Below are 16,634 nucleotides of genomic sequence, written 5' to 3'. Positions count from 1 at the left end.
ATGATGATGACTTAATTCTCTGCAGTCTTCAGGGTTTTTTACCCTTATTTTTTTTCCGTCTCTACACAGACGCACTGGCATCACTGGGATACTATTCCTTTTTCCGTTGTTAGAAGTCCGGGTTGCTAATCTGAGGGAAGAGGATATGATTGCGTCTAATTTTCATCAATTCCGCAATGGGTGCATGGCAAAGCTCCCTCCCTACTCCCTCCGCTTCGCTGCGCCCACGATTGACCGTATAATCCAATTCAAAAGCTACTATGACGGCGTTGCGATCGCCTCGACGACCGTAAGGCGACCGATGTATGTAGGAATTCCCATAAGCTTGAGCTTGTGTCCTTGTAAAATCGCACAACTATAAGCAACTATAAGCTAAAGCTATTAAAAATATTAAAGTTTTATAATATTAAAGTTTTGAGGCGGTCGTCACCAGGGTAACTTTTTTCAAGATTATAGCCTCCTGTTTTACAATCCTTAAACATTGCTTCGATACCACTGCGACATTTAAACGCTGTTACAGCTTGTTTCAATTTCGCGATATTGGTGAGTAAATACCAGTCTTCATCTTCGCCACTATTTCGATATTTTCGTTGCCCATAACCAGCGACATCAAAACAGCCAAATCCTTGCTGCTGATTTTAACTCCTGTCACATAAAAGCTCGTACCTGCTACTAAACCACACTCACTCAACCGCTTAAATTCCTCTCCTTCTTCTTGAATATAGCGTCCCTGTTTTACTCTCAAAACAAACCTTATGTTATTTTCACACAGCCCACTTGCCAGCTTAACGCTTGCAAATTCAGGCGTTTCCTAAAAGGACCATTTTATATTTTTTTAGCAGACCAAGAATGGGGCAGATTAAGCTTTGTTGTTCTCGGATGTTGCTACAGGCACAGCGAAGGCAATATCTGCTACTACAACGGTAAAGCTCTCTTGTCCCCAATCAGGCTAATCATCAACATATTTTTATCTCGCCACTGCGTTCTATCAATGGCGACCTTCAACTCTTGTTTCTTTTTAAATTGAGTTCTCCAGATATATTTAAGCAGATGAAACCAAAGCTTTTCTATCTTGAGGATAGGTAGCTTGAGAAACCGTTGAATAGAACGTCGTCTGCTCTCAAACATGATTGGGTATGGCATCAATTTCGCCAATAACTCAATACTCACTTGTTTATGGGTTGGGAGCAGAAAAACTAAAATAGTCACAGTCAAGTATTCGGTGTTTTTGAGCTGGTGTTGGAAACAAATTTGGTATGATTGAGGTAACATTTTTAACTGATGGGGCTTCTTAACAAGACTGACCCCATATTTTTTTTACCAAAAATCGGTACTAGCCCCGTCATCTGTATTGGTTGATATATTTTACCATAAGCTCAGGAGAGCTAGAAACGTTATATATTCCTGCGTCTCGGATTGATATAAAAAAAGAAAATTAATAGTGTAGGTTTTGTTTCTCAACCTAACCTACACTATTAATAATTTGTGTAAGGGGAATGTTTATTCCTAACTCTCATTCTTCACGACACGGAAGTTACGGAAATACGGATAACTGTTGTTTTCCTGATTCCTTCTTCTTTTTTGCTTATTCCTTCTTCTTTCAACGTCCCCATTCCTAATTACTAATTCCCAAATGACTCGCTTAGCCACAACAATAGAAGCCATACTTTACCTAAAAGGTCAGCCAGTGTCGATCGCAGAAATCGCCGAGATTGCCAAGTGCGATCGAGCCGAAGCCGAAGACGCCATCATCGAACTCATGTCTGACTCGTCCCACCGCGACAGTGCATTAGAAGTCGTCGAAACCCCCACAGGATACAGCCTGCAACTCAGAGAAGAGTTTGCCAGTTTAATGCAAACTTTAATACCTCCAGAATTAGGTGTGGGAGCTTTGCGGACGCTGGCGGCGATCGCCCTCAAAGGCGGCATCGCTCAGCCAGATTTAGTTAACTTGCGAGGTTCAGGAGCTTACCAACAAGTGCAGGAACTGGTAGAAATGGGTTTCGTCCGCAAACGGCGGCCGACTGAAGGGCGGTCGTATTGGTTACAAGTTACCGAGAAATTTCACCGGTACTTTCAAGTAGACCAACTGCCAAAACAATTACAAATTGACTTTCAGGCAAATTTGTACCCAAGCAATGACGAGTAGTTTGAAGTAGAATGTAACCAGCCAGAAATTAAGAATCGCCAAATGGTTTTTCACCCTGACTTTGACACATCCAATGCCCAACAAACCGCAGTCAATCCACTGCTGAAGTACCTCCAACACCAATCCCCGGAGGTGCTAGCCCGCGTCGCCAAGTCTGTCAGCCCCGACATCAGAGAAATAATCTCTCATAACGTTCAAGGACTTGTCGGCGTTTTGCCTTCAGAAAATTTTAACGTCGAAATTACCACCGATCGCGAAAACTTAGCAGGTTTGCTAGCTTCAGCGATGATGACAGGATATTTTTTGAGGCAAATGGAGCAAAGGATGCACCTCGAAGAAAATTTAGCAAGCACCAGCTCGATTCAACCAAACTCACCCAAAGACAAGTAAAAAGGTCAACGGGTTGGGGAAGCCAGAAAGATGAAAGTTGTTCAGAAAAATCCATAATCCTGAATCATGGAGGCACAGGGAATTAAGAAACCGGGCTGTTAACCGGCAATCCCTAGCGCTACACCGAGGATTTTGGTGAAAAAACCCGGTTACTGCTTCCAGGACTATAAAGCATCAGATTCATCTTCCATCCTCCACCCTTGCAACTAATACCAATTTCAAAAAAGAATGCAACTGCAGATAAGATCCAAATCCTTATGCAGTAAGTCATTCTTAATTCTTTAATCGAAAATCGAAAATCGAAAATCGAAAATGGTATTACCCACCGGCGGAGCTACCCGATAGGGGAAAAGCACCCGGACGTACTTTAATATTCTGAACTTGACCCAAACGGTTAATTTCCAGTTCGAGTTCTTTGCCCACAACCGTGTTTTCCACCCGTTCTTGCACGTCACCGGGAGTGTTAACCGCAATTCCGTCAACTTTTTGAATGACATCTCCGGGGCGCAAGTCGGCTTTTTGAGCGGGGGAATTTTCCACGACTCGCGCCACGGCTACGCCTTGATCGAGGGTAATTTTATTATTATCGAGCTGTTTGTTGAGTTCTGCCTTGGTGGCTGCTGTCAAGCTGACCATTTGAATGCCGAGATAGGGATGTTCGGCTCTACCTTTGGCGAATAGCTGATCGGAAACTCGTTTGGCGGTTTCGATCGGAATTGCAAATCCCAAGCCCTGAGCGTCGGCGCGAATCGCGGTATTGATGCCAATTACTTCGCCTTGGTCGTTGAGCAGCGGGCCGCCTGAATTGCCGGGGTTGATGGCGGCGTCGGTTTGGATGAAGCGGACTCGCTTGTCGGGGATGCCGACTTGGGAACTCGATCGACCCGTAGCGCTGATAATGCCCACAGTCACGGTATTGTCGAGACCTAAAGGATTGCCGATCGCGATCGCCCACTGTCCCGGTACAATATTGTCCGATCGACCCAAAGCCACCTGCGGCAGTTCCTTAGCATTAATCTTAACCACAGCGACATCCGTCAGCGGATCGACTCCCTGCACCTTACCCTCAAACTCGCGGCCGTCTTTGAGCGTCACCTTGACAGTATCCGTCCCGGAGACAACGTGAGCATTAGTAACGATGCGGCCGTCAGAAGTGAGAATAAACCCGGAACCCGTACCTCTCTTGGTTCGTTCTTCCGGCTGCGGCAAATTCTCCCCAAAAAACCGACGAAACAAAGGATTTTTGAAAGCTTCGGGCACTTGATTCGCCACCTTGCTTGAGGCGTCAATCCGCACTACAGCCGGGCCGACTTTTTCGGCTGCTTCAGCAATAAAATTGGGATTGCTGCGATCGACCGCCCGATTTTCCTGAACTGAAGGAGAGGGATAGGGGGGGATTTGCTGGCGTACTACTGGCAAAACCAATCCGGTTTCCAGATTGTTTGAGCCTTGCAGATAGCGATTTCCCAACCATCCCATACCTCCGCCGATTGACAGCAGAGTCACATAAAGGGTCGCTTGCTTAAAAGATAAACTCATTTAATAACTCCCGCTAAATACCTCATCCCCGCAGACAGGTTCCGAATCAAGCTTTTTTGTCTTGGCGACGGGAAGGAAGCGGGGCGGGGCGTACCGCTTCCTCAAGAACATAGCTGTTAACAGGCAGGCGCCCATTTGCATCACAGGCAATTTTGCCGGATTTGCCAAGAGCGACTCAAACTAATAATTCTCATCCTAACTTGGCTTAGCCTGGGATTTACAGTCTGGGGGGTGGCTAGAGCTTGTAAATATGCAATTTTACAGGATTTTAAAATTGTCAACTGTCCGAAATGAATACTTTTTTATGTACATAATGACTTTTAAACCCTTATTTCCGCTGATTTTTGCACTAATTTGGTCGATCGCACCCGTTGAGAAAACGGCGGCAAATACCGAAATCCCACCTGCAAATCTTCCTTCAGGTGCACCTGTAGAAAACCCCGACCCCGCACGCGATTGCCCGAGTCCGGCTATGTCTCGGTTGCGCCGCCACACGGTGGCCCAGGGCGAAACAATAGAAAGCATCGCGCGGCAGTACAATGTGATTCCTGGGGCGCTGATCGGGATAAATCCGATGTTGCGGGGCGGTGGAGTATCTGCTGGAAGTGCGATCGTCATTCCTCCGTACAGTGGCATCGAGGTAGAAGTGCCTGCAGGCTGGAATTGGCAAAAACTGGCAGAAGCTTACAAAGTGCGCGCAGATTTGCTATTTGAGGCGAATGGGTGCAGGCCTTTGGGGAAAACGGTGTTTGTGCCTGCGGTGAATAGGTCGATCGGGCCTTCTATCAATCCCGATGCAACGCCATCGGTGCAAGGATTTCCGCTGCCCGCGCCAGCAGTGGAAGCTTTGCGTTACGGGCGGCAATTGCATCCGGCGCGGCGCGAATTTTTTTTCCACAGCGGCGTAGATTTTTTGGCGTCGGAGGGTACGCAGGTTTTGGCGGCGGGCGAAGGGACTGTCGCCTTTGCCGGGCCGCAGGGGGATTACGGGAATTTAGTGGTGGTGAACCATGAAGCGGGGAAGCAAACGCGCTACGCTCATTTGAAAGATATTGCGGTAAAAGTCGGTCAAAAAGTGCAGTCTGGAGAAGTTTTGGGAACTGTGGGGACGACGGGAAAACGGGACATTACGCCATCTCATTTGCATTTTGAAGTTCGGTACAATTCGGGTTTGGGTTGGGTTGCTGAAGACCCGCTGCTTTATTTGCAAGCGACTATTAAAAAATAGGATTGTTAGTGTGCTGGGGGTGACAACCCGCCCCAAATCCAGACGGGGTAAGGATTGAGCTGTGTTGTGGTAAAAAAAGATAGGCAGCAGAATTATTACACGATTGCCGATCGCAAAAAATATGTTACCAACATTTTACCAGACTCACTTACAAAAACAACTGACGCAAACCCCGTTTATTTTACTCACAATCTTTTTGAACCTGATAGAATCCGAGAAACAAGTAACGATCGCACTAATCGGGTTTCCATTAATCACTTATTGGTGAACAACTTATTGCCCGATCGCACATTTCTCTCAAATTCGATCGCCCTGAAACCGACTGAAAATTTGTGTGCTTTGTGACACAGCCCGCCGGGGGTTGAAACCCCCGTCTCATAGCTAAAGCACGGCCCGCCGGGGGTTGAAACCCCCGTCTCATAGCTAAAGTCGGTTGAAACCGACTAAAGATTCGCCTCAAACCGATAGGCATCAACTAACTCTTCAGTCCTCTTTCAGAGGACTTTCGCTATGAGACAGGGAATTCATTCCCTGGCGGACTCGCGGACAAACCAACTGGCTTTCCCTGCGCGGACAAACTAACGGACTAACAAATCAAATTCGATCGCACATTTCTCTCAAATTCGATCGCCCATCCACAAAAAACCCGATCGCCCCAATCAACACAAAAACCTGATCGCCCGTTTCTCAAAAAGCCGAGATCCCTTCCCATTCTCCCGCAGTTGGGTAAATTTGACAAAATTTGATAGTTTTGCTATAATTCCCTGAAATTAATCACAATTAAAGCTCAACTATAAATGTATGGAAGCTGTAATTGAAAGCATTGTAAGTAAGCTGCGTTATTTAGGTAAACCGCAACGAGAAGTTGTTCTTAATTTTGTTGATTTCCTAACTTGGAAGTCAGCGCCGAGCCTGTTATCAACCGTAAGTGATTCTGATGCAGAAATCAGCGATTGCGAGTTTGAAATACTTTTAGATGAATTGGCTGATGAGTTCATTCAAAACATGGGAGTAAATGTCCCTAGGGTATCGGATTTTGCGGTGAGTCGTGCTGGTATCTATGAGGATCATCCCTAGCGCCGAATGAATCATTTAACTAACAGCGTATTCGGTAAACTTTCTAGTAAAACCAGACTTAAAAGCAAGTACGATATCAGTTTTTGGGACTCCGAATTCGACCAATTCTTCAGCTATTCCTGTATCTGTCCTATCCTGTTGAATCCAGATTTTATCATCTTTAAGCTCAATGTGAACTGAAACGCCGTAGACTCTTAATTGGTCGTTCCAGCCTGCGAGAATAACCAGGTAATTACCGCTTTCGCGATCGCGAATAATTTTAACTTCTGTTCCTTCTCGTACAACCATGTCTGAGAAGTTGTTCAGAATTTTGTCGATCGCTTCAGTATAGTTTAATTTCTCCATAAGACAATTTCCTCCGAATCGGGACGAAAAATAATCAGCTTGATATCGTATTCTTCCACACGTCCTTGAATGAATTTTAACCTAAATAATTCATTGTAGGTTTCTAAAGGAACTGCTAAGTACACAATCAAATCTGGCATAATATCTCTCAATGCCGCTCGACAGTTGAGAAATTGACCGAGGGCTGCATGAAACTGGTAGAAATCCGATCGCTCTCGAAAGCTCTTGACTTCCACAGCTATTTTTCGACCTGCTTTTTCTGCACTGATTAACTTTTCTGCGGTCAAATCGATAAACATTGCTAAACCTTCGTCATCGACTTGCACCCGAAAGTTTTCACGGATAACTATCCATCCATCTTTTTGTAAGGCAGCTTTGACAGTATCGTGAAAAACATCTTTAGCAGGTATTTACACACTTCATTGCTCTCACTCTCTATTTTATACCAATCATTAAAACCCGATCGCCGGATCAACAAAAAACCCGATCGCCAGATCAACAAAAAACCCGATCGCCCATAAAGCCAAAAAATCCCATCGCACATAAACCCAAAAACCCGATCGCACATTTCTCTCAAATTCGATCGCCCCTCCACAAAAAACCCGCTCGCCCATAAACCAAAAACCAGGCGGTTGAAACCCCAAAAACCCGGCGGTTGAAACCGCGTCTACACAGACAAAACCCGCGAAGGCGGGTTGAAGATTTCACCCGATGATTTTCAATCTCCGAATACCCTCTTCGTCCGCGTAGGCGGACATCGTTTGTGTAGACGCGGTTTCTAACCGCCGGGATTTCAACCGCCGAGGATTTCAAATTAGATCGCCCATCAACTCAAAAACCCGATCGCCCAAAAACCCAAAAATTCGATCGCCGCAATCAACACAAAAATTCGATCGCACATTTCTCTCACATTCGATCGCCCTGAAACCGACTGAAAATTTGTCTGCTTTGTGACACAGCCCGCCGGGGGTTGAAACCCCCGTCTCATAGCTAAAGTCGGTTGAAACCGACTGAAAATTCGCATGAAACCGATACACATCAATTAACTCTTCAGTCCTCTTTCAGAGGACTTTCGCTATGAGACAGGGGTTTCAACCCCTGGCGGACTCGGCAACGAACCAACTAGCCCCTGGCGCGGACTAACTAACGGACTAACAAATCAAATTCGATCGCCCGATCGACAAAAAACCCGATCGCCCATCAACCCAAAAATCCGATCGCCCATCCACAACAAACCCGATCGCCCTTAAACCAACTCCACACCACACACCGCTCTACTGTCGAATTGAGTAGGGATCTGGGTTAATCCACCAGTGAGAAAAAAGTCAGGCAGAGCCCCGAATGAAGCGAATCCATTAGCGTTGTCTCTTATACCTGTAATGACAACACTACCCGATATTCCTGGCCTACCAGTAGCCGCAAAACCAAGATCATCACAGTCCCCAAAAGCGTTTGACTTATTTCGGATCTCGAAACTTACCGTGCCACTCGAAGAGGAAACGGGAATGTTTTTGGTTTGTATTTCACCACTTCTTGTCCTAAGTTCTACGAGTATGTTGTTTAGTTTGTTTTGTGGATCGCAGTAGGTAACTTTGACTTCTGCCGTTTGTCCATAATTGAGAACTGAAGGGATGACTTCTGCCTTAAAGACTTGCTCCGAACAAGTTGGTGGAGGTGTTACAGGAGTAGTCGCAGGTTTATCGCAAAAGTCAAATGGAATACCCGTCTTATCAGCAAGAAACTTTCGGAACTGAGGCAAAAAGTTGGTTTTAGAAGGTTCTGTCGGCTTCTCTTCCCCAAAAAATAAATCAGTGAGATCCTTAGTAGATGAAGCTAAATCTAAAGTACCTCCTACAGCATTTTCTAAGTCTTCTGCAAGTCCTGCTGATTTGAGAGCTTTCTCAATTCCTATCCCAGTCAATTCGTCAATTACCGCATCACCAAGGTCTTTATCGCTACCTGTAAGAAGTTTGCAACTGTAGTCAAGGACTTTAAATCCAACAGACGCTGCCTTCAATTCTGCGCCAATAACGTCAAGTGATAGGCTAAGTCCTCCACTAGGAACAGCAAACAATATACCAGTAACTAATGCAACGTTAGCAGCAAAATCAACCACTTTAGCCAGTTTTGCAGTTCCTTCACAGAAGTCTTTAACCGACTGACAAGCTTTCGCAAAATCTGGTTGACCAACGGTCGGAGGAGTAACTGGTGGTTTAGGAGTAGGTATTGGAGTTGGCTCGATTGGCAGAGGAAAATTTACTTTGTCAATAACCTGACCATCCTTAAGCCACGATATAACACCTTGATCCGGCTTTCCAGTTTCTTGACTTTGTTGATACTCAACTCGCGCCGTTTCATTAGAGCCTTCAAGCGTGATATCAGCGCTTCTACCATCTCGATTAAAGAGCGTTGTACTACCACGAACACCAGTTGTACGATTGGGTACGAATATAACTGATTCTACGAAACGTCCGTCAGCATCATCTTGAATAACAGTGATATATTTGCTACCATCACTCGCCGGAAACTCCATCTGAAATCTGTTGTCAGAGAGCTTTTTTACTTCCGGTAAATTAATGGTGACTCTATCTTCAGGACGATCTGGTTCCACATCATAAAGTCTGAAACGACCTCTTAAATCATCTGGTGTAACTCCCAAAACAGTACCTAACAAAGCCCCTGTTGCAGCCACCTTAATATCCACAGCCGAACCACCCGAAGGCTGCAATTTCGACTCTAAAACAATATCGGATTCCTTAAGATTTGTACTAAGTCCGATGAAATCGATCGTTCTTTGAAAGTCGGTGATTAAGTCAAACGTAGGAGAGCCTAAAGCCGCCTCAGAGCGCAGAAAAAACACATCTTGACCCGCACCACCAGTCAGGGTATCGTTGCCCAAATCGCCAATCAGGAAGTCATCGCCATCTTCCCCATTCACAATATCGTTACCGCGACCACCCCGCAAAAAGTCGTCTCCACCTCCACCGAAGATTACGTCATTACCTGCGTTTCCGTTGACACCATCGGCACTTTCACCACCCTGCAAAGTATCTGCACCATCACCGCCAAGGAGACCATTTTGGCCCGCACCGCCACTGAGAAAATCGTTTCCCAAGCCGCCGTAGAGCAAATCAGCACCACCGAGGCCCTCAATTCGGTCATTTCCTTCGTCGCCATAGACGATATCCCCAGATTCCGAACCCGTAATCGAATCCGCACCGCCTAAACCCCGCAAACCACCTAAAAGGGTATCCAGCAAACCGATCGCGATCGTAAATGTGTCGCTTCCCTCAGTTAAAATGTAAGCACTACCATCGCTCGAAAGTGAGCCAATGCCGACTTGAGAAGCCGATCGCCCGATATCCCCATCAACACTACCGGAGATAAAGTCATTTCCCGTGTTACCATTCAAAAAGTCTGGCGCGATCGAACTTTCTAGCGTATCGTTGCTTCCCAAGCTAAAGATATTCTGAGCATTCGATACCGTCTCTTGAGTCGTGGCTTTTTTCGAGCCACAGCCGCAATCCGCTTGATTCGTGGCGCTGCTACCGTTCAATATGTCATCGTTCTTGTCCAGCAAAGCTAAATTGTCAGGCATATACTGTTGCTTTGTGTTGGTGATTTAAGAAATCTACCTCACCTGTCTCATCTATGTCATGGCTGAAAAAGCCCGAAAAAGACTGAAAAAGCCCGAAGTTTCCTTAACTTTATATTTCTTCACTTAACCCATGCAGCCCAACGACGATCGCCCGTTGCAAGCCGTCCCTGACGATAACGAATTGCTGAAATTGGTCGATGGTCTAATATTTGAAAAAACAGGTAAACATCTCAACACGCTACAGCAGTTAGTGTTGCAGGGAATGTATGATGGCAAAACCTACGAAACGATCGCCCGCGACACCCGCTACACTACAAAATACGTCCGAGAAGTCGGCTACAAGCTACTCAAAAGTCTCTCCGCAGTGATGGATGAAGAGATGCAAAAAGGCAATCTCAAAGCTGCGATCGATCGCAGAAATATTAGCAATACCTCAAACTTCGGCAGAGATTATATTCAATACGTCGAATACGTCCACACCCTCAACCTCAACCCCTGTCCTTCTTTGCCTAGCAAATCTGACAACAAATACGCCACTGAATCCAGATTCAAAACTCAGATCGAACGACTCGAAATTGATGTTGCTGATGTCGTTTGTAAGTTGCACAGTCAAGGTATCGAACCATCCCAAATCGCTCAGTTGCTTGGTCTGCCAGATGTGACGATAGAAACAATATTGCGTGAATTATCATAGCTAAGATGCGAGATATTTGTAGGGTGCGTCGCTGGGAGATTTTCAAGTTGATTTAGAGATTGTCGATCGCGACGCACCCTACGATATAAAGTAAAATATAATTAATTATCTCGAAGTTCTTTTTCTTGCAAAAGTTGGGTAGCCCAAACCCGATCTTCTTCCGATAGAGACGGTACGGGTTCTCGATCGTAATCGATCCGATAATCATAGCCAGCGCGATCGTAAATACCTGCAAATATTTCTGGTAAATTAACAATAGGTTCTACATCTTCCTCGCGCAAGGGAAGCGGAAATATAGGTAGAGAATCGCGGAGATTAAAAGCATAAAGTTCGGCAAACGGACGGCGATTACTGGGACTGACCAAAACCCGATAATCGCTTTGAATAGAGTTATTAAGAATGGGCATAGATTCCCATTTTCGTAGTAAATCGATTTCGACTAAATTGGTTAAGCTGCCTAAAATACTCTGGCGTTTTTTGAGATAAGTAATTCTTCCTTCTCCACTACGTTTGTTGACAGGAGAAAGAATTTCAATTGCGGTGACAACTTGTTTCGTTGCCATTTCTCGCACTTCCAGGTAAGTCTGTTTAATTTTTTCAGGAGCAGGCACTTTGACGGTAGTCGGAAGTGTTACAGTTAAAGTGGCAACTGAACCTGTAGGAATATTCGGGTTATTAGATTGACGCTTAATCGCGACATCGGGGATACCTACTAAAAGGGACTCGTCGTTACTTTCATTTGGATCGGTAATTTCATAGATTCGTTTGTCGATTGCAACCTCATATTTAGGGCGAATTTGAGGGACTAAGGATGCCGCGATCGCAGAAATTAACCAATGATGAGTTTCCTGCCAGAAATCGGGGTGTTCTAAGTAGGGATCCATTCCAGGAAAGGGTGAAGGCATAGGACTGTTCTCCGATGTATTGACTCTCAAATCATTTTAGCATTTTTAATTTGGTAGGTGCGTCGCTTTAAAGCGAGGCAGATCCTCTGGATATAGGTTCCCAGGCTGAGCCTGGGAACCAGTTAAAGCTTGTCAAGAACAGGCATCCTGCCTGTTCCACAGTAATTATTGGAGATGTCTATTTGTAGATGAATTTAATCTGTTGTGGAACAGGCATCTTGCCTGTTGCAAAAAGCGGGCTTTCCGGCCCACCCCACAATAAATTTAATTTTTTGTGGAACAGGCATCTTGCCTGTTCCTAAAATCATAGACACCCCAAATATCAACTACAAAACAGCAGCAACACTTGCCATCAACAACCCTTGAAACAATTTCACCCCATCAGTTTCGCCCAACATCGGATCGGATGCCCGTTCTGGATGCGGCATCATTCCTAACACATTGCCCGCCCGATTGCAAATACCGGCAATATTATTTAATGAACCGTTGGGATTCCCAGCATCGCTAATTTTGCCCGCCGGAGTGCAGTAGCGAAACAACACTTGCTTGTGCTCTTCTAGTTCTGCTAATGTATCCGCATCAGCATAATAGTTGCCTTCACCGTGGGCGATCGGCAAATCGATGATTTCACCCATAGTATAAGCCGCAGTCCAACGAGTATTACCGCGTTCGACTTTCAAAGAAGCGCGATCGCAAATAAAATTCAATCCCGCATTCCGCACCAGAGCACCGGGCAACAAACCAGCTTCAGTCAACACCTGAAAACCGTTGCAAATACCCAGTACAAGTTTGCCCTGTTTCGCGTGTTCCGCAGTAGCCCGCATCGCCGGAGAAAAACGGGCGATCGCGCCGCACCGCAAATAATCTCCATAACTGAAACCACCGGGAATTACAATGATATCAATATCCGAAATATCGGTATCTTCGTGCCAAATCATGCGAGTTGGTTGGTGCAGTAACCCTTGAGTCACCCACACCACATCGCGATCGCAATTTGAACCCGGAAAAACAATAACTCCAAATTTCATAAGCTGAAGGAAGAAGGAAGAGGGAAGAAGGAAGAAGGAAGAAGGAAGAAGGAAGAAGGAAGAGGGAAGAGGTGTAAACTTAAGACTGAAATCTTATGTTTCTCTCGCTTGTATCTAAGTCTCGATCCCCCTAAATCCCCCTTAAGAAGGGGGACTTTGAGTGTTCCGAATCCCCGCTTTTTAACGAAGACTGTGAATGCTCTTGTCCCCGCTTTTTAGCAAAGACTTTCAGAACCCTCTTGTCCCCCCCTTATTAAGGGGGGTTAGGGGGGATCGAAGAGCTAGGGGCGATCGCATTTATGCCGCCGCTGTCTCCACAGCAACAGGAATTTCAGTCAAATCAAAGCGATAATTTTCAATCACTGGATTGGCCAAAAGTTGGTCGCAAACGCGATCGAGTTGTTCGCGGGCCTGGGACTCACCAGCAGCAGTCAGCGTCAATTCAACGTATTTCCCGATTCGCACACGCTCAACATTGTCGTATCCCATGTGTTGCAAACCAGACTGTACGGCTGTGCCGGCGGGATCTAAAACAGAAGGGCGGAGGGTAACATAGATTTGGGCAAGATATTTCTGAGTCACGGGAATGTTGCGGTAGGTGATGTGAAAGTTAGCCCCATTGTATTCTACAACCGAGCTGCGCGCCGATCGCCCTTTGGTTCGCCCAAGTAAGATAGCCTAGAAACAGGGACTGATTTGACTCTAGCAGATTACACAAAAAAATTATGAGAACCAACCGCACCCGCAGTCAGGAGCGTATTTTACACTTGCTCAAGCACTTGAATCGATCGCTCTCAGCACAAGATATCTACTTAGAACTGCGTAACAGCGACCAAAGCATGGGCCTAGCAACAGTTTACCGCTCCCTCGACGGTTTAAAGCGAGAGGGGTTCGTTCACGTCAGAACGCTTGCTAGTGGTGAGTCTCTCTACGGTGCCGCCCACCAAGATCAACATCACCTAACTTGTCTGGAATGTGGCGCGTCAATTACGATCGACGAATGCCCCGTCCACCACTTAGAAAGCCAACTACAACAATCTCATTCTTTCAAAATTTATTATCACACTTTGGAGTTTTTTGGATTGTGCGATCGATGTACTTTGGCTCAAGAATCTTAGAGAAGTTATTAGTCATGAGTGATATCAATTCCGGTTGCACGAGTGAAATGATTGTTGAGTGTTGAGTGTTGACTGTTGACTGTTGACTGTTGACTGTTGACCGAAAGCCTCCAGGATAAAAGCCCCCGGATTCATTCCGAAAGCAGACTCAGGACCCAGAAATAAAAAACGTGTCTCCGATGAAACTTGCCGAACGTATTTATCCGTGGGGTCAATGCTTCAATCTAAAATCTAAAATCTAAAATCTAAAATCGATTGACTCGGTGTCCAACCGCGCAGGCGGGTTTTGTTTGTGTAGCGACAGATTTCAACCTGTCGTTTTATTAACTAGCTCAAGGATGCAAAAACTCTAAATGGTCTCCTGGAATCGATCGCAATTTTGCAGCCGAGCCTTGCATTTTCAACCTGCCGCGTTCTAACATGATAATCCAATCGGCGCGATCGATCACTCGCGGCCTGTGACTGATAAAAATCGTCGTTTTCCCGTGTCGATACATCAACAAATTTTCTAAGACTTCCGCTTCGCTTGCGGGGTCAAGCCCTGCGGTAGATTCGTCTAAAATCAATACTGGTGGGTTGTTGAGAATGGCGCGGGCGATCGCCAATCTTTGTCTTTGTCCGCCAGAAATATTCGCTCCAAACTCCCCTAAAACTGTTTGATATTTATCAGGCAATTGGCTGATAAATTCATCCGCCCCCGCAATTTTGCAAGCTTTCACAATCTGTTCAAAGCTGATATCTGGACTGCCCAATCGAAAATTTTCCATAATCGAACGGCTCCAAAAATGCGCTTCTTGGGGTACAAGAACCACCTGCTGTCTGAGACTGTCGAGAGACAAATCCTGCAAGTTGTAATCGCCAATTCTAATATTACCAGATTGCAGCGGGTACAGACCAGCAATTACTTTTGCTAGCGTACTTTTTCCGCAGCCAGAATAACCAATTAAAGCAATTGCTTGACCGCCGGGAAAGGTGACAGAAAAATTTTCCAGCAAATCAAGTCTGCCGGGGTAGTGAAAATTAACACTCTTGCAAACAATACCGTCGCGCCCCTGAATAGTTACAAAAGGTTTATTCGTATCGTCTTTAGTTTCCGGTTCAGCATCAATGACTTCCGACAGCCGTTGAGTTGCTGTCTGCACGCGAGTCATTTCATCAGTAAATCCTACTAGCGAATTCACCCAAGTAGTAACGTTTTGATTCATGCTAATAAACGCTAGCAACTGACCTATACTCAATACCTTGTCAATCACCAAACCGCTACCAAGCCACAGCAGAGTAATGCTGCCAGCAGAGGCAACAAAACCTGAAAATATATTGTTGAGAATGCCAATCTGTGTAGTGCGAAAAGTGAGCTTGGCTAAGCGACCGAAGCGGGTTTGAAATTCTTCCCAAAGTTGCTGACCGCTGCTAGTAGTTTTGACAGTCAGCGCGCCTTTAAAAGTTTCTACTAAAACGCCTTGAGTTTCTGCTTCCAGCACAAATAAACTGCGCGTTTTTTGCTGCAATACGGGCAAAAATACCACTGTAGAGGCAGTCATTAACAGAGCTATAGCTGTAGCTGCTAAAGTCAGTTCCTTGCTGTAAAATAACATAAAAATAAAAGAAACTACAGCGATAAAAAATTGACTAGGCAAGCTGATAGCGACTTGAGAAACTAATTTATTGATTTCTTGGATATCTTGTAATCTACTGACAATTTCGCCACTGCGTCTGGTTTCGTAAAAGCTCAAAGGCAATCGCAGGAATTTGCGCGCGAATTCCATCACCAATCCCAATTCTAAACGCTGGGAAAACTGAGCAATTAAGTTCGACTCTACCAATCCTAAACTGCTGCTAAAAAGGTTCATAACTATAACTGCGATCGCCACACTCGCCAGGAGTTGTCTGTCGCCCCGCACCAGGATGTCGTCAGTGAGCAGTTGAACGAGAAAAGGCGAAGAAATCGACAGCAAACCCAACACCACATTCAGCAAAAATGCTTCCATTAAAATCGGGCGATAAATCCCAATCCGGCGCATCCATTTTTGTAAGGAATTGGCGGGCGGTTGACCCTCTGCGGCCGCAAAAAACCGCTCCGCATCGGGTTCTACTAGCAAGCACAGCCAATCTGTCCAAGCTGCTGCTAATTCTGCTTTAGAAACATAGCGCATACCGACGGCTGGATCGCCGATCGCATATTTGTTGCCCTGTTTTCCGTACAAAACAACCCAGTGATAGCCGCTCCAGTGAATAATCATCGGTAGAGGGGCATCATCGAGCTTGTCTAAAATAGCAGCCGCGGCTCGCACGGATCGAGCATTAAAGCCGATCGCCTCAGCTCCTTGTTTCAAGCCCAGTAAACTCGTCCCTTGTTGCCCAGTGCCGGCAAATTCTCGCAAGCGGCTAATTGTAAAATTCTGTCCGTAAAATTTGGTGATCGAAGCCAAACAAGCCGCCCCGCAATCTTCTTCGCTCTGCTGGAGAACAACCTGATATTTCTTAAACCTGTTAACTTGTCCGAATAATGGCATTTTGCCGATCAAAGGGAAGTTCTTTAACATTTTGCAAAATGAATAATGGT

Annotated in this window: 18 protein-coding genes; 7 read left to right on the top strand and 11 right to left on the bottom strand. The window is 45.6% G+C overall.

Going from position 1 to position 16,634, the window contains the following annotated elements; all coding sequences use genetic code 11:
* Positions 1-526 precede the first annotated feature (526 nt).
* Positions 527-745 (bottom strand): hypothetical protein, encoded by a 219-nt coding sequence (locus QUB35_RS07975; RefSeq protein ID WP_333140974.1) that lies wholly within the window; start codon positions 743-745, stop codon positions 527-529.
* A gap of 888 nt (positions 746-1,633) precedes the next feature.
* Here QUB35_RS07975 and scpB point away from each other — a divergent pair.
* The gene (gene scpB, locus QUB35_RS07970; protein ID WP_333109076.1) at positions 1,634-2,149 is read left to right on the top strand and encodes an SMC-Scp complex subunit ScpB; all 516 of its coding nucleotides are present in this window, start codon (positions 1,634-1,636) and stop codon (positions 2,147-2,149) included.
* Between the two features lie 42 nt (positions 2,150-2,191).
* Entirely contained in the window at positions 2,192-2,539 is a 348-nt protein-coding gene (locus QUB35_RS07965; RefSeq protein ID WP_006635907.1) for a DUF760 domain-containing protein, read from the top strand.
* A 318-nt stretch (positions 2,540-2,857) separates the two neighbouring features.
* On the opposite strand, the gene QUB35_RS07960 is transcribed toward QUB35_RS07965, so the two are convergent.
* Positions 2,858-4,078: an HhoA/HhoB/HtrA family serine endopeptidase gene (locus tag QUB35_RS07960; protein ID WP_333140972.1), complete on the bottom strand. Its 1,221-nt coding sequence runs from the start codon at positions 4,076-4,078 to the stop codon at positions 2,858-2,860.
* A gap of 304 nt (positions 4,079-4,382) precedes the next feature.
* Between QUB35_RS07960 and QUB35_RS07955 the strand changes: the two genes are divergently transcribed.
* The 3 genes from QUB35_RS07955 (at position 4,383) to QUB35_RS07945 (ending at position 6,383) form a co-directional block, all read left to right on the top strand.
* Entirely contained in the window at positions 4,383-5,306 is a 924-nt protein-coding gene (locus QUB35_RS07955; protein WP_333140970.1) for a M23 family metallopeptidase, read from the top strand.
* A 66-nt stretch (positions 5,307-5,372) separates the two neighbouring features.
* The gene (locus QUB35_RS07950; protein WP_333140968.1) at positions 5,373-5,651 is read left to right on the top strand and encodes a hypothetical protein; all 279 of its coding nucleotides are present in this window, start codon (positions 5,373-5,375) and stop codon (positions 5,649-5,651) included.
* A 456-nt stretch (positions 5,652-6,107) separates the two neighbouring features.
* Positions 6,108-6,383, top strand: a complete 276-nt coding sequence (locus tag QUB35_RS07945) for a hypothetical protein (protein ID WP_333140966.1) — start codon at positions 6,108-6,110, stop codon at positions 6,381-6,383.
* Positions 6,384-6,398: 15 nt separating this feature from the next.
* On the opposite strand, the gene QUB35_RS07940 is transcribed toward QUB35_RS07945, so the two are convergent.
* From QUB35_RS07940 to QUB35_RS07920, 5 genes are all read right to left on the bottom strand, one after another.
* Complete coding sequence (locus QUB35_RS07940; protein WP_333109083.1) at positions 6,399-6,728, bottom strand: XisI protein; 330 nt, start codon at positions 6,726-6,728, stop codon at positions 6,399-6,401.
* Positions 6,716-7,138, bottom strand: a complete 423-nt coding sequence (locus QUB35_RS07935; RefSeq protein WP_333140978.1) for an element excision factor XisH family protein — start codon at positions 7,136-7,138, stop codon at positions 6,716-6,718. The genes QUB35_RS07940 and QUB35_RS07935 overlap by 13 nt, the downstream gene beginning before the upstream one ends.
* Positions 7,139-7,180: 42 nt before the next feature.
* Positions 7,181-7,342, bottom strand: a complete 162-nt coding sequence (locus tag QUB35_RS07930) for a hypothetical protein (protein WP_333140964.1) — start codon at positions 7,340-7,342, stop codon at positions 7,181-7,183.
* A 212-nt stretch (positions 7,343-7,554) separates the two neighbouring features.
* On the bottom strand, positions 7,555-7,767 hold the full coding sequence (locus tag QUB35_RS07925) for a hypothetical protein (protein WP_333140962.1): 213 nt from the start codon (positions 7,765-7,767) through the stop codon (positions 7,555-7,557).
* Positions 7,768-7,974: 207 nt separating this feature from the next.
* On the bottom strand, positions 7,975-10,326 hold the full coding sequence (locus tag QUB35_RS07920; protein ID WP_333140960.1) for a calcium-binding protein: 2,352 nt from the start codon (positions 10,324-10,326) through the stop codon (positions 7,975-7,977).
* A 130-nt stretch (positions 10,327-10,456) separates the two neighbouring features.
* On the opposite strand from QUB35_RS07920, the gene QUB35_RS07915 reads away from it, so the two are divergent.
* Entirely contained in the window at positions 10,457-11,020 is a 564-nt protein-coding gene (locus tag QUB35_RS07915) for a hypothetical protein (protein ID WP_333140958.1), read from the top strand.
* A gap of 101 nt (positions 11,021-11,121) precedes the next feature.
* Here the strand turns inward: QUB35_RS07915 and QUB35_RS07910 are convergent, their stop codons facing one another.
* The 3 genes from QUB35_RS07910 to purS all read right to left on the bottom strand — a co-directional run bounded on the left by QUB35_RS07910 (position 11,122) and on the right by purS (position 13,535).
* The gene (locus QUB35_RS07910) at positions 11,122-11,925 is read right to left on the bottom strand and encodes a DUF4058 family protein (protein WP_333140956.1); all 804 of its coding nucleotides are present in this window, start codon (positions 11,923-11,925) and stop codon (positions 11,122-11,124) included.
* Between the two features lie 326 nt (positions 11,926-12,251).
* The gene (gene purQ / locus QUB35_RS07905; RefSeq protein ID WP_333140954.1) at positions 12,252-12,953 is read right to left on the bottom strand and encodes a phosphoribosylformylglycinamidine synthase subunit PurQ; all 702 of its coding nucleotides are present in this window, start codon (positions 12,951-12,953) and stop codon (positions 12,252-12,254) included.
* A gap of 297 nt (positions 12,954-13,250) precedes the next feature.
* On the bottom strand, positions 13,251-13,535 hold the full coding sequence (purS, locus tag QUB35_RS07900) for a phosphoribosylformylglycinamidine synthase subunit PurS (RefSeq protein ID WP_333055476.1): 285 nt from the start codon (positions 13,533-13,535) through the stop codon (positions 13,251-13,253).
* Positions 13,536-13,678: 143 nt separating this feature from the next.
* Here purS and QUB35_RS07895 point away from each other — a divergent pair, with 143 nt between their 5' ends.
* Positions 13,679-14,071 (top strand): Fur family transcriptional regulator, encoded by a 393-nt coding sequence (locus QUB35_RS07895; protein WP_333055475.1) that lies wholly within the window; start codon positions 13,679-13,681, stop codon positions 14,069-14,071.
* A 332-nt stretch (positions 14,072-14,403) separates the two neighbouring features.
* Here the strand turns inward: QUB35_RS07895 and QUB35_RS07890 are convergent, their stop codons facing one another.
* The gene (locus tag QUB35_RS07890) at positions 14,404-16,614 is read right to left on the bottom strand and encodes a peptidase domain-containing ABC transporter (protein WP_333140951.1); all 2,211 of its coding nucleotides are present in this window, start codon (positions 16,612-16,614) and stop codon (positions 14,404-14,406) included.
* Positions 16,615-16,634 lie beyond the last annotated feature (20 nt).

The sequence above is a fragment of the Microcoleus sp. B13-B6 genome (genome assembly GCF_036705405.1).
In the GTDB taxonomy this organism is placed as follows: Bacteria; Cyanobacteriota; Cyanobacteriia; order Cyanobacteriales; family Microcoleaceae; genus Microcoleus.
This window is presented reverse-complemented; position numbering and strand designations above follow the sequence as displayed.